The following is a 12,857-nucleotide window of genomic DNA, read 5'->3' on the forward strand; positions in this document are numbered from 1 at the left end:
CGGCATCCACAGCGTTACCCGCGCGTGGGATAAACGCCTTGCAGCGCGATGATGCAGGTCAGACCCAGATAGGGATTGCGCAGCGGCGTCGGCAGGCTGTTGCCGGTCGAGCTGTTCTGGATCGCCGGCGCGCTCCCCTGCAGCGACACGTTGATGGGCGCCAGCGACGTATTGGCCGTGTTCGAGCTGTAGAGCGACACGTCGTGGCCGGAATAGGTCGGCGCACCCAGTACCGTGGTCGAGCTCGGCGTGTTCGACGTACCGGTGGTCTCGTTGTTCGCCGGAATCGACACCGTGCCGGACACCGTCACCCCACCCGCGGAACTGGCGACGTGCGTGTGCGAGGGCAACTGGTTGAGCGTCAGGGTGAAGTTCTCTTGCCCGCCCTCGTCGCCCGGCTCGATCGGCGTCAGGTTCAAGCCGTTGCCGGTGCCGACCGGGCTGCGGCCTTGCAGGTCCGGCAGGTTGAAGTTGGTCGTGCCATTGCCGCCGTAAGTGGTGCCGAGCAGCGCGAACAGCGCCTGGTTCTGCGTGACGGGCACCGTCTGACCCTGGCAAAGAGCCCAGCCGTAAGGTGCGAAGGTGAAGCCGACCATACGGATTTCGCCGAGAAACGGATCGCTCATCAAAGCCTCCTGTGGGAAAGGTGGAACTACGCCGCGCGCTGCACGCCGCCTGCTCGCTCTACCGGCTCGGGCGAGCGCAGGCAATGCATCACCGCAGTCAGCGTCGCGCGGCCGCGCACGGGCGCCGTGGGCGTGACGAGCAGATCCCATGCGTCGCCGCCGGGCGCGGTGATGCGAAACACGTCTTGAGGAAGATGAACGCCGGCCGGCAGTTCGAAGACCGCCGAATAGCAGACGTAGGAGTCGTCCATGGGAACGCCCGACGGTGCAGCGCTCAGGTGCGCTTCGACAGAACGGCCGTCCGGCAAACCGAGCAGGAACGGCTGCCCGAGTGCCGCGACGAGCGCGGCGTGGGTAGGTACGGACATCTCGATGGCCCCCTCAAAGCCGCCGGAAACGGCTCCGGCGATATTGGTCTTGGTTGTTCACTGCTTGCTGTACCCAGGCCGCGCTTGCCGACCACCACCGCCTGAACTGCACCGCTATGCCGCTGCGGCTATCAGCCCGGCTAGCGGCGGCACAGCTCCTTCGCCATCGAACCGCACGGCATCCCGGCGCATCACCTCGTAGACGCCGTTCTCGCCGGCCGGCACAAACCCAAGCCTTCGATACAGCGAGCGCACGGGGTTGCCGGACTCCACATACAGGCGCATCGGCATCGCACGGCGCGCCGCCTCGGCCACGAGCGCCTGCATGAGCCGCGTGCCGATGCCGGCGCCACGATGCTCGGGCAGGAGCGCGATATCGATCAGGCGCGCCTCGCTGCTGCTCCAGTCGTGGTAGAGACGTCCAACCGGCAGCGCGCCGAGCAGGACGACGTCGAAGCACCCACGCGGGTAATGACGGCGGTAATAGGCGTCCTGCATCGCGAACTGTCCGGCGAGCAACGTGTCGATCTGGACAGCGCTCCAGCCCGCATTGGAGAATTCCGCGGCACGCGTGCTGATATAGACGGCGCGCAGGAATTCCCGGTCCGATTCCAGCGATGCCCGCAAGCCGATTTCGGCGCGCGCATCATTAATGGAAAATCCGGATCGGACAATCGGCGAAACGATGGAGTCGACTGTGCAATGGTTCATTTCAATTGCACGCTAATCCAGCGCGCCGGATATTATTTCAATGATTATTTCGTATGATGTTAGCCGAGCGGATATGACTATGCAATGACGCTTGCTTAAATCACGCTACGGACTTTCCCGCATTCTGTTTACAGACCGATTGCAATGTAATGATTATCGGCGCTGACTCCTGGAGCGGAAGCCCGGACAGCGGCCAATTTCCGCGGGCTTGCCGATGAGATATCAGGCAATTCGAAAGTATTTCGAAAGAAATATATGCCGCTAACGTGCATTTTTTACCGCATGTAGCGATAATGCGCCTTGCCTGTTTTTAAAACGACCGTGCGCCTGAATCGTTTTTTGCTAAAACGTGAGAGGCTGAATCGGCGGAAAAGGACAACAGTTAAGCCCGAAGTGGGAGTTTGGCGAGCCATTAAAACGTATGCGATGGCTCGCCACGGCGTACATCCGGCGTTCAATTGCCGGCAGTCTGGTTATAGTGCCGAAGCCGCATTCGTCATGCTCTCGCAGCCTTCATTGCGACGCACCTTCAATTGTGATGTTCCGGATCACGGCCTCGGTTCGCCCATCCTCGTCGTCAATCGAGTCGGTCCACAGAATGCCGTATTCGGGAAGCCAGGTCGTGTGCCAACGGGCCATCGCGCCGCCCTTTTTGGCTCGGGCGCATTGCAGGCCGATGGCAGCGCCTTTCAGCGACGGAAAGATCTGCGAGGCTGGCGACGACTGACCGACCACACAGTCTGTCGACTTACCGCCCTCGGAGGGCTGCGGGGCGGCGATGTGAATGCTTTCGCCTGGCACGAGCGCACCGTTGGCTACAGCGATAGCACCAAGATCCTCGAGCGTGCCCATCTGGGTGGTCGCCATGCCGGTCCCAACGGTCTGAATGCGCAAACTTGCCAGACGGTAGCTCAAGGTGAAATCAGACCAGCCGTCGGCCGTGACGAGTTCCCCGATAACGCCGTTGTTGCGGCGATTGACGAATACGTCCTTGAACACGGCGTCATCGCCTGGCGTCGTCTTGTTCACCCACTGAGCGTCCACCGTAATCCGTGAATACGGCAATGGGCGGCTGCCATCTGCCGGCAAGCTGCGGCGCATGGCTTCGGGTAAGCGGCGCTCATCGAAGTGCTCATCGAAATACGCCACCGAATCGTCAAGTACCGACTGGAAGGCCGCTTTGCCGTGGCTCATCACTTGAAGAAAATCGTATGAGCCGCGTTCTCGCGTCGGCTCCGGAGATTTGTCGAGTGCGTCTATCGCATAGACGAGCTGGCCGCACGGCCCGGGCGGGTATCCAGGCGTACCGGGTGGGAGCGGCGGGGTCGCGTTTAGACAAGCCTCCGCGTCCAGCAAGTCGGCCAGGCTGTAATGGTCAGCTGCGCGCCCGGACTTCGAGCTATCCATCGCGATCTGAAGCATCTCCATCCCATCTTCAAACGTGCGAGGCGAGGCTTTCTTCGCGAACGCCATAAAGTCCGTCTCCTGCAACGGAGACGTGCGGCAGTCATTCGCCGGGTCGGTTGCGATATCTTTCAGCAGCCGCATCACTTTTAGCCGATCATCCGGCGAGAGCCCGATAGCCCAGAACGCGCTCAATTTAGGCATTTGCCCCGCGCCGACAGGCCGCCATGCAGGATCGCGCGCGATCTTGACGACCCAGTAGGTAATGACGCGCCCTTGCTCAGAATCAGGATCGATCCCATTAGCGATCAGTTTTTGGCGAAAATAATCGGGGTTTGGCGTCGAGAAATAACCTGTTGCCGGACTTCCTTGCACCGTGGCTGACGCTGGGGGCGATTCCGGCTCTGCCGGCGCTACGTCCAGGCCAACTCCAAAGGCCGTCGACGTCAAAAGCGCCAGCAACAGCCCGGATAATCTGGTTTTGCAATTCATCATTGGTATTTTTTTAATCGTCAAGCGGAAATGCTCTGCCAGCTTCGGAGCAAACCCGAAGCTCAATTGTCGGCAGTTTCGGTGTTGACATACATCGATTGAATGCCCACGCGTCCCGGTCCCGTGAAGCGGTTGACGATGAAATTCATGCCGGCTCCAAAGAACCCGCTCGTGAGCCTGTCAACCACGGTTTCCATTTTGACGCCCGGCGTCTTGTACAGCCACCCACCCGGTTCGATGTCGATGGTCTCGCCGGCCGCGAGTTCCTTCTCGAACACGTTCCCGTAGCCGTGTAGCCAGAGCACGCCTTCGTTCGACTCGCTGCGGAACTTATCGATGAAGAAGCCCGTTTGGCCGAACAGCATGTTGCTGATACCGCGCACGCGTTCGAAGGTGTATTCGATGTTCGCGGTTGCAGCGAGGAACTGATGTTCGCGGACATGCAGTTCCTCGCCTCTTCCGAGGTGAATCGGAACGATGTGCCCTGCCCCATCCCGGCTGAAAGCGATGACGCCATTGCCGCTCGCCTCCGTGACGAAAATCTGCATGCCCGCCATCATGCGCTTCAAGGCGCCTTTCATCGGGCGCAAGCCGATCTTCACGTTTGAATTCTTCCAGAGCAGGATGTGGTGCTCGAAGAAGACCGACTGACGCGACACATCGACCGAGAGCACCGGCACAAGCTCGCCGCCAATGTGATAGGTGACGCCGCCATAGGTTTCGTCGGTGGCGCTGGTGGGCATGAGGGTCGGTAACTGGTTCATTCTTGAGTGGCCTCGTTGTACACACGTGATGTGATAGTTTTCTCGCTCTGCACACGCGAGAATCGCCTTGCGCTTTTCCTGGTAGTGTTAAGCACTTTCGCTGCGATTCTCGAGAATCTCCTGCACAAACTTCCACGCCATGTCAGGCATGTTTCGATACTCGCTTGACTCGGGCGACAGTAACCAGTTATCCAAAGTCCGCTTCTTCGTGCCGATCCGCTCGGCGAACTGCTCACGCGTCATGCCCAGCTCACTCATCGCATGACGCAGAAACTCTTGCTGCGGTTGAGGCGCGCCTTTTTTCACGCTGCGCCCCCCGGCTTGTGCCCACTCACCTCGTCATACATCGCATCAGGCGCGATATCGACGCCGTTGGGCCACACCACCACTCCATCGCGGATCGTAGCGAGCGCAAAGTAGGACTCGTCGGCGAGCGGGGCAAACACGCCGCTGAAATCGTCTTTCGACATATCCACTACACCGCGCAGTCCATCGGCGAAACCTACTTCGAGCCGATGGCCGGGCAATACCTTCAACGCTGTCACGTTCCACGCAATCATGATGTTCACTCCAGTGGAGCGATCGGTTTCGGTGTCGCAAGCGCGCGGCACAGTTCCCAATCCTCGTTGAGTTCGGCCCGGTGTTCCGATGCCCATTCGAGGACCAGCGCCAGCGCCCGCTTTGGCAACGATCCCCGGATGACTTCGAGCGTATCGATGCGGATCAAGGCCTCAAAATCCCCGTAGCGCGCATGAAAATGGGCAGGGTTGTGATCTCGCCAGTACATGCTGATGATAATTCCGAAAACACGCTAATGGTCGGCACACGGACCTCCTAAAATATACTCAACGAGTATATTAGTGCAGGTTGTCTGGAGCGTCGAGCCATCTTCGACCTCACTCTGTATATCGGCCGGTGTGAGCTCGCTCTTGAATGGAGGCGCCTCGTCCTATGACAGGCGCCGTCTGCCGCCCGGCAATGACAATGAACGCGACGGATAGCAGCGCGCAGACGGCGCCGAGCATGATCGAGGCGGCATAGCTCTGATAGACGTCGAACAGCAGCCCGCCGAGGCTCCCTCCCGCGATGGCGGCAATGCCCACTGAGATATAGAGCGCACCGAGAATCGCCCCGAGATTGGCAGTACCGAACCAGCTGGCTGCGACCGACGGATAGAGAGAGATGCAGCCACCATTCGCCACGCCGAAGAGCACCGCGAACACGGCGAGCGATGCGAAGCCGTGAGCGCCGAGCCAGAAGCCATTCAGGACGGCAAGTGCCAAGGTCAGGCAGACCAGCAGGCGCTTTGCACCAATCCGGTCGCCGATGCTGCCCAGGAAGAGCCGCCCCGCCACATTGCCGACACCGATCAACCCAATCAGCAGATTGGCTTGGGTTGCCGAGATACCGAGTTGCCGCGCATACGGATTGATGTGCACGAGCGCGAGAAAGAGGCCCACGGAGCCGAGCAAAATCGCCCCGAAGTACCACCAGAACCGCCCGCTGCGAATTGCCTCGGCAAGTCGCACGCCGGTCTGCTGCATAGAGCGAGGCATCGTGCCAGCAGCGCTGACGGTGCCGGGTTGCCGGTCTCCGTCGGGAAGCAGCCCGAGCGCTTGCGGGCTGCCCCGGATCAGCATCGCGGCAGCGATGCCAACCACCGCGATCGCCGCTGCAAAGATCCGCATGGTCGCTTCCCACGATACATGCTGCATCAGCAGTCCGGCGAGCGTCGGCCCGGCGAATGTGCCGAGCCCGGTGCCCGCGAGAGCGATACCGGAGGCCTTGCTGCGCTTCCTCACGAACCAGCGTTGGACCGCCGTCACGGAAGGAACATAGACAAGCCCCACGCCCAGCCCGACCAGCGAACAGAACGATACGAGAAAGAGCCGCAGGGAACCTGTCGCGACGCTGCTGACAAAGAAGCCGAGTGCGAGCAAGACGATGCCCGCGCTGACGACCCGCCTCGTCGAAATGCGGTCAGCAAGGGAACCAGAAAAAACACCGACCGTGTAGTAGATGAACGCCGTGAGCGAGAACACCGACGCCACGGAAAAACGTCCTGCGTCGAAGTTCGCCTGGATATGCGAGAAGAATGCGCCGAAGGAATACGCGGCGCCGAAGATAAGTGCGAGCAGCAGATGCGCCGCGCATACGACATACCAGCCTGGAAACACTTGGCCTTTCATAGACGATCCTTTGCGGTTAGCCTGCGCCATCGACGACGCCCGGCCTCTTGCCCATGGCCCCCACTCGAACGAGCGAGATGTCTATACATATCGCCCATCCAATGACCGCACAACCGGGTAACCACCTATTTGTGCAAAATTGTCTATACAAGTAAATTCTTAGCCAAATTGAATCAATTTCGACATGACCGGTTACCGATAACCCCGGCTGCCAGGCGCAGTGAATCGTGACCGGCAGCATCCGAATGAAGCGTTCTGGAGAATGTTCCGTGGCAATTCCCAGCGAAAACCCCGCTAGCGGCGCGTTGATCGAATCCCGCTCAATCGACTACATCCCCGATACGGAACGGCATGGCAGCCTGTTGAGCCAGTTCACACTCTGGCTATCGGCCAACCTGCAGGTCACCGCCATCGTGACCGGTGCGCTCGCCGTGGTCCTCGGCGGGGACGTGTTCTGGTCGCTCGTCGCCTTGCTGATCGGGCAGGTGGTTGGCGGCGCGGTGATGGCGCTGCATGGCGCACAGGGGCCTCAACTCGGCCTCCCGCAAATGATCTCGAGCCGTGTGCAGTTCGGCGTCTATGGTGCGATGATCCCCATCGTCCTCGTGTGCCTGATGTATGTCGGGTTTTCGGCGAGCGGTTCGGTGCTGGCGGGCCAGGCGGTCGCCCAGTTGTTCAACGTGGACGATTCGCTGGGTATCGTGATTTTCGCCGTGGTGATCGTATTCCTGACGATCTTCGGCTACCGCTCGATTCACTTTGTTGGACGCATTGCGAGCGTGGTGGGTGTGGCAGCCTTTGTTTTCATGTTTGCGCAACTCTTCACGCATCACGACATCGCTGCGCTGCTTGCCAACCGGCACTTTACGCTCCCGAGCTTCCTGCTCGCGATGTCGCTGTCGGCGTCGTGGCAGATCGCGTTTGGACCGTACGTTGCGGATTATTCGCGTTATCTACCGCGCTCGACCTCGTCGGTGCGGACGTTTTTCGCCGTGGGACTCGGCTCGGTGATTGGCGCCCAGGCTGCCATGACCTTCGGCGTATTCGCCGCGGCGCTGGCCGGAAGCCAGTTCTCGCATCACGAGGTGTCGTACATCGTCGGGCTCGGCGCGAGCGGTGCAGTCGCCGCGCTGCTGTACTTCAGCATCGCCTTTGGCAAGGTGACGGTGACGACGCTCAACGCCTACGGCAGCTTCATGTCGATGGCGACGATCGTCAGTGGCTTTCGCGGTCAACGCACCATCTCGACCCGTCACCGTCTGTTTTATATCCTCGGCATGGTGGGCCTGTCGACCTTGCTGGCGCTCGCTGGCCGCCACTCGTTCCTGAAGGAATTCTCCGCGTTTATCCTGTTCCTGCTTGCGTTTTTCACGCCGTGGAGTGCGATCAACCTGGTGGACTACTACTGCTTTACCAAATCGCGCTATGACGTCCCTGCCCTGTCGAATCCGGACGGTCGTTACGGCCGCTGGAATGGCATGGCGATCGCCATCTATGTGGCGGGTGTGCTGGTGCAACTGCCGTTCATCTCCACCAGTTTCTACACAGGGCCGCTCGTCGATGCGCTCGGCGGAACGGACATCTCATGGATTCTCGGTCTGGTCGCACCAGCGGTGCTCTACTACGTATGTGCTCGCGCTTCGTCACGCAGCATCCCTGAGCGTCTGATTCTTCCTGTCGAGCAAGGGCAGGCACGTAGCTGACGCTGCCCAAGCAATCGGCGAGGCGCTACGCCACCACGCCGGACTGATGCACCACCAGCCGCGCATAGGCGCCGCCTGCAGCCAGCAGTTCGTCATGACTGCCGGCCTCGACTATCCGCCCGGCATCCATGACAAGAATCGTGTCCGCATTCTGGATGGTGGACAGGCGATGCGCGATGATGATCGAGGTGCGCGTCGCCATCAACTCGTCAAGGGCGGTGCGGATCTGCTGCTCGCTGATCGTATCCAGATGCGAGGTCGCCTCATCGAGAACCAGGATTGGCGCGTCCTTCAGAAACGCGCGGGCAATCGCGACCCGCTGACGCTGGCCGCCCGACAACTGCACGCCACGCTCGCCCACCCGGGTGGCGAGCCCGTCCGGCAGGCGTTCGACAAACTCGCTTAGCGCGGCCCGCTCCAGCGCGCGGCGCACATCCGCGTCGGAGACGTCGCGCCCGGCGAGACGGATATTCGCCTCAAGCGTGTCGTTGAACAGGTACGTGTCCTGCGCCACTAGCGCGATATGGCTGCGCAGGTCGTCCAGTCGCAGCCGGCGCAAGTCGATACCGCCTAGCGTGATGGCGCCTTGCTGCGGATCCCAGAAGCGCAACAGCAGATTGGCCACCGTCGACTTGCCTGCGCCGGAGGCACCGACCAGCGCGACGGTGCTGCCGGGACGCACCGCAAAGCTCACCCGCTCCAGTGCCGGTGTGCTGCGTCCGGGGTAAGCGAAGCTCACCGAGTCGAGCCGCACTTGCGGGTTCGCGGGTACCGGAAGGTCTCCATCGGTCACCGGTTCGGGTTCCGCTTCGACGACATGCAGCCGGCGCGTGGAGGCGATCGTATCCGCCAGTTGGCGGGCCACCTGGCCAATCTCGGCCACGGGCATGAAGGCCGCTACGGACACCAGCACCAGCAAGGGCAGCCATTCATGCGCAAACCAGCCGCGCGCGGACAACACGGCGCCAAGCAAGGCGACGGCGAGGCCGCCCAGCCCGGTCGCGACCTCAAGCGCGGCGCTCTGGCGCGCAAGATCATCCAGCAAGGCCGAGCGCTGCTTTTGATAGGTGGCGATGTCGGCGAGAAATACCTCGCGGCGCCGGCCGGTCGCCTGGAAGGCGGCGAGTTCGGCGAGGCCCTGGATCGTTTCCGTGAGATGCGCGCCAAGTTGCCCCAGCGCGGCGCGGGCCTGACTGCCCAGACGGTCGATCTTGCTGCGCGCGAACACCGGGGTCAGGCCTGCCCAGGCGAGGAACGGCAGCAGGACCAGGGCGAGCGGCCAGGCCGCCCATGCCAGCAGCGCCAGCACACCGGCGGGGATCAGCACCGCAACGAAGGCCGGCGCCACAGTGTGGGCGTAGAAATATTCGACCGTCTCCACGTCCTGGGTTGCCAGCGCCACCAGGTCGCCGGAGCGCCTGCGCAGCAGATAAGCGGGAGCGAGGCGCTCGAGCTTGGCGAACAACTCAATGCGCATTTCCGCGAGCAGCCGGTACGCCATGTCATGCGCGAGCCACGATTCCAGCCAGTGCAGCGTCGCCGCGACCGGGGCCGCGAGCAACAGGCCGACCGCCAGCGCGAAGACCGGCCGTCCCGAGGCGACCCCGGCAACCACGAGCGCGCCCAGGATGCCCACGCCAATGAAACCCAGCACCCGGCCAATGCCGCACAGCACCGTCAGCGCCAGCTTCACCCGCCATGGCCAGATGAAGCGCAACAAGGTATGCAAGGTCTCGCCCCAGCCGATTCCCGCCGCGTCCTCGGCGAGCGGCCGAACCTGCGGCCCCGACGACGCCGGCGCCGCGCTCAAAGGTTCCATCGCGACCGGGCGTTCGCCGCTTGCCGCGACCTGCGGTCCCATCAGGCGGCGATACGCCCCGGAGCGCATAATCAGTTCGGCGTGCGTACCGCTCTCCACGACCCGTCCGTGATCCAGCACCAGGATCCGGTCGGCGCCGATGACGCTCGACAGACGGTGCGCGAGGATCAGTGTCGTGCGACCTTTCATTAGCCGGTCCAATGCCTGCTGGATGATCGCCTCGTTTTGCGCGTCGACCGCCGACAGCGCTTCGTCCAGCAACAGGATGGGCGCGTCGCGTAGCAGCGCGCGGGCAATCGCGATGCGCTGGCGTTGCCCGCCGGAGAGCGTCGCACCTCGTTCGCCGATGCGTGTCGCATAGCCGTCCGGCAAGGCCTTGATGAAATCGTGGATATTGGCCGCGGTAGCGGCGGCGACCATCTCCGCGTCGCTGGCGTCGTGCCGGCCGAGCCGCAGGTTGTCGGCGATCGTGCCGTCGAACAGCGTGCTGTCCTGAGAGACGATTGCGATCATGCCGCGCACCTGGTCCGGGTCGAGGGTGCGGATGTCGTGGCCGCCGATCTTGATCACGCCGGCCTGCGCATCGTGCTGGCGCAGCAAGAGACGCAGGATGGTGGACTTGCCGGCTCCGCTCGGGCCGACGATTCCGACGGTCTCGCCGGCGCCGATCTCGAAGCTAAGTCCCGCATGGGCGTCGGCACGACGGCCCGGATAGGCAAAGCCAACGTTGTCGAAGGCGATGCTCGCGGCGAGATCCGGCACCTGTGCTCCACCCCCAGCCGGCGCGTCGCTGCGGGCCTCCAGCAGCGTATGGATGGCGCTCGCCGCCGATTGCCCGATCATGCCCTGGTGCAGTACCGAGCGCAGGTCGCGCAGCGGCCGGAAGATTTCCGTTCCGGCCATCAGGATGATCAGCAGCGCTTCCAGGCTCATTTCGCCATGGCTCACGCGCCACGCGCCGAGCGCGATGGCGGCGGCCGCGCCGAGGCCCGTGCCGAGATCGGTGAAGAAGCGGGTGAGCAGACCCAGCGCCAGTACCCAGAATGTGCTGCCGGACAGGGCTCGTGCACGCTCTGCGAGCTTTTGCGCGAAAGCGCCGCTCTGACCGAACGCCTTGAGCGTAGGGAGACCCTGTACCGCATCGAGGAACTCTTCCCCAAACGCCTTGAACGCTCTCGCACGGGCGATGGCCGCGCGCTTGTCGGCGTTGTGGACCAGCATCGGCAGCGCGAGCGTCGCGAGTGCGGCGACCAGCAGCACGGCCGCGGTCGGCACATCCCACCAGGCCAGCACGGCGAAGATCACCACGGGTGCGCAGGCGGCAATAATGAGCTGCGGCACGTAGGCGCCGAAGAAGGTCTGCAACTGCTCCACGCCATCGATGACGGCGAGCATCACGCCGCCGGTGCGCTCGGCGCCGAACCACGCCGGTCCAAGTTCGGCGATACGGTCGAACAGGCGCGCGCGCAGCACCGACTGAACGCGCCCGGCCGTCCCTTGCGCGAGGACGATCCGGCGATGGTCGAGCCAGGCCCGCAGCAACATGCAGGCGACCGTGCCGGCCGCCGCCAGCGCCACCTGCCGCAGCGGCGCGCCGCCGAAGGCAAGCGCGAGGACCCGGCCGAGGAAGACGAAGCGCAGAACGCCAAAGCCCATGGCGAGCAAGCCAAGGCCCACCGCGCCGGCCACGCGCAGGCGCAGCCCTGCCATCATCAGCCACAACCTGCTATCGAAATACATGCCTGTCTCCGGTCGATTCAGTGCCACATCGGGTTTATGCGACCTTACCTTGTGCCGGAGGGGCAGGCAAAAGATGGTTTTTCAAGGGGTGTTGAATATCCTACAATACCTCCCTATGTCCAACATCCCTCCTCTCCCAGCGTTGCGCGCCTTCGAGGCGGCGGTGCGGCTCGGCGGCTTTGCCCGGGCGGCGGCCGAACTGAACGTGTCGACCAGCGCCGTCAGCCATCAGATCCGTAACCTGGAGGAATTGCTGGGCGCCCGCCTCATCGAGCGCAGCACCGGTATCGGCGGGATTCGTTTGACAGCCGCGGGGACCACCTTGCTGCCGGCCGCGAGCAGTGCGCTGTCGCTGCTGGAGGATGCGTGTTCACAGATCAAGGGCGTCGCCAGACAACTCACTGTGTCGGCCAATGTGCCGTTCTCCGCCATGTGGCTGGCGCGCCGTCTTGCCGAGTTTTCAGGCCGCCATCCCGAGACCCGGCTGAATGCGATCATTCAGGATGGCGAACCAGATTTTGCCCGCTATGATATCGACCTCGCTGTGGTGCACGTACCGGAACACAAGCTGCGCCCCGATGACGTGATCCTGCTGCAGGAGGAGGTGTTTCCGGTCTGCAGCCCCGAGCTGCATCCGTTCGCCTCCACAGCGGTGTGTCGTTGCCGCCTGTTGCAGGAGACGCACGACAACTCCCCTGAAATCGATTGGCACACGTGGTCGGCGCATTTCGGCCTTCCCAACGATTTCGAAACCAAGATCGTCCGCTATAGCAGCTTCAGTCAGGTGATTGGTGCGGCCATTGGGGGCGCTGGGCTCGCGTTAGGCCGCTCGCCGCTGATTGACCCGGAACTGGCGAGCGCTCGCCTGGTGCGGCTATTTCCTGACCTGTCGCGCCCGGCGTCCTGGCGCTTCGTCCTGCGTCGAGGCCCAGGGCGCCAGCACCGGATGCTTGACCCGTTGATTGAGTTCCTCCGCGCGGAGGCCGCAGTACCTGCAATGCGCCCTATCGATGCTTATCTGATATCCGCGAACGCTTGAAG

At 62.7% G+C, this 12,857-nt stretch carries 12 protein-coding genes; 2 read left to right on the forward strand and 10 right to left on the reverse strand.

Going from position 1 to position 12,857, the window contains the following annotated elements; genetic code table 11:
* Window positions 1-14: 14 nt before the first annotated feature.
* The 9 genes from BLQ92_RS08865 to BLQ92_RS08905 form a co-directional block, all read right to left on the reverse strand.
* Window positions 15-626, reverse strand: a complete 612-nt coding sequence (locus tag BLQ92_RS08865; protein ID WP_090683504.1) for a phage tail protein — start codon at window positions 624-626, stop codon at window positions 15-17.
* Window positions 627-652: 26 nt separating this feature from the next.
* Window positions 653-994 (reverse strand): DUF6916 family protein, encoded by a 342-nt coding sequence (locus BLQ92_RS08870; RefSeq protein WP_090683505.1) that lies wholly within the window; start codon window positions 992-994, stop codon window positions 653-655.
* A gap of 114 nt (window positions 995-1,108) precedes the next feature.
* Window positions 1,109-1,705: a GNAT family N-acetyltransferase gene (locus BLQ92_RS08875; protein WP_090683507.1), complete on the reverse strand. Its 597-nt coding sequence runs from the start codon at window positions 1,703-1,705 to the stop codon at window positions 1,109-1,111.
* Between the two features lie 513 nt (window positions 1,706-2,218).
* Window positions 2,219-3,667 (reverse strand): hypothetical protein, encoded by a 1,449-nt coding sequence (locus BLQ92_RS08880; protein WP_143016544.1) that lies wholly within the window; start codon window positions 3,665-3,667, stop codon window positions 2,219-2,221.
* Window positions 3,664-4,365: an AIM24 family protein gene (locus BLQ92_RS08885; protein WP_090683510.1), complete on the reverse strand. Its 702-nt coding sequence runs from the start codon at window positions 4,363-4,365 to the stop codon at window positions 3,664-3,666. The genes BLQ92_RS08880 and BLQ92_RS08885 overlap by 4 nt, the downstream gene beginning before the upstream one ends.
* A gap of 87 nt (window positions 4,366-4,452) precedes the next feature.
* Window positions 4,453-4,671 carry a transcriptional regulator gene (locus tag BLQ92_RS08890; RefSeq protein ID WP_090683511.1) on the reverse strand — a complete coding sequence of 73 codons (219 nt, stop codon included), beginning with the start codon at window positions 4,669-4,671 and terminating at the stop codon, window positions 4,453-4,455.
* Window positions 4,668-4,925, reverse strand: coding sequence for a DUF2442 domain-containing protein (locus BLQ92_RS08895; RefSeq protein WP_090683513.1), 258 nt, complete (start codon window positions 4,923-4,925; stop codon window positions 4,668-4,670). The genes BLQ92_RS08890 and BLQ92_RS08895 overlap by 4 nt, the downstream gene beginning before the upstream one ends.
* A 5-nt stretch (window positions 4,926-4,930) precedes the next feature.
* Window positions 4,931-5,164, reverse strand: coding sequence for a DUF4160 domain-containing protein (locus tag BLQ92_RS08900; RefSeq protein WP_425194913.1), 234 nt, complete (start codon window positions 5,162-5,164; stop codon window positions 4,931-4,933).
* Between the two features lie 97 nt (window positions 5,165-5,261).
* Complete coding sequence (locus BLQ92_RS08905) at window positions 5,262-6,554, reverse strand: MFS transporter (protein WP_090683514.1); 1,293 nt, start codon at window positions 6,552-6,554, stop codon at window positions 5,262-5,264.
* Between the two features lie 245 nt (window positions 6,555-6,799).
* Here BLQ92_RS08905 and BLQ92_RS08910 point away from each other — a divergent pair, with 245 nt between their 5' ends.
* Window positions 6,800-8,257 (forward strand): purine-cytosine permease family protein, encoded by a 1,458-nt coding sequence (locus tag BLQ92_RS08910; protein WP_090683516.1) that lies wholly within the window; start codon window positions 6,800-6,802, stop codon window positions 8,255-8,257.
* 25 nt (window positions 8,258-8,282) lie between these two features.
* Here BLQ92_RS08910 and BLQ92_RS08915 read toward each other — a convergent pair whose 3' ends face one another.
* Complete coding sequence (locus BLQ92_RS08915; protein ID WP_090683518.1) at window positions 8,283-11,816, reverse strand: ABC transporter ATP-binding protein; 3,534 nt, start codon at window positions 11,814-11,816, stop codon at window positions 8,283-8,285.
* Window positions 11,817-11,931: 115 nt separating this feature from the next.
* Between BLQ92_RS08915 and BLQ92_RS08920 the strand changes: the two genes are divergently transcribed.
* The gene (locus tag BLQ92_RS08920) at window positions 11,932-12,855 is read left to right on the forward strand and encodes a LysR family transcriptional regulator (RefSeq protein ID WP_090683520.1); all 924 of its coding nucleotides are present in this window, start codon (window positions 11,932-11,934) and stop codon (window positions 12,853-12,855) included.
* The last annotated feature ends 2 nt before the right edge of the window (window positions 12,856-12,857 follow it).

The sequence above is a fragment of the Paraburkholderia phenazinium genome, from assembly GCF_900100735.1.
GTDB classification, from domain to species: domain Bacteria; phylum Pseudomonadota; class Gammaproteobacteria; order Burkholderiales; family Burkholderiaceae; genus Paraburkholderia; species Paraburkholderia phenazinia.

Coding starts and splice junctions, on each gene's coding strand:
- BLQ92_RS08895 (WP_090683513.1), bottom strand. CDS start 4,925: ATGATTGCGTGGAACGTGACAGCGTTGAAGGTATTGCCCGGCCATCGG.
- BLQ92_RS08920 (WP_090683520.1), top strand. CDS start 11,932: ATGTCCAACATCCCTCCTCTCCCAGCGTTGCGCGCCTTCGAGGCGGCG.
- BLQ92_RS08870 (WP_090683505.1), bottom strand. CDS start 994: ATGTCCGTACCTACCCACGCCGCGCTCGTCGCGGCACTCGGGCAGCCG.
- BLQ92_RS08905 (WP_090683514.1), bottom strand. CDS start 6,554: ATGAAAGGCCAAGTGTTTCCAGGCTGGTATGTCGTATGCGCGGCGCAT.
- BLQ92_RS08910 (WP_090683516.1), top strand. CDS start 6,800: ATGAAGCGTTCTGGAGAATGTTCCGTGGCAATTCCCAGCGAAAACCCC.
- BLQ92_RS08875 (WP_090683507.1), bottom strand. CDS start 1,705: ATGAACCATTGCACAGTCGACTCCATCGTTTCGCCGATTGTCCGATCC.
- BLQ92_RS08865 (WP_090683504.1), bottom strand. CDS start 626: ATGAGCGATCCGTTTCTCGGCGAAATCCGTATGGTCGGCTTCACCTTC.
- BLQ92_RS08885 (WP_090683510.1), bottom strand. CDS start 4,365: ATGAACCAGTTACCGACCCTCATGCCCACCAGCGCCACCGACGAAACC.
- BLQ92_RS08915 (WP_090683518.1), bottom strand. CDS start 11,816: ATGTATTTCGATAGCAGGTTGTGGCTGATGATGGCAGGGCTGCGCCTG.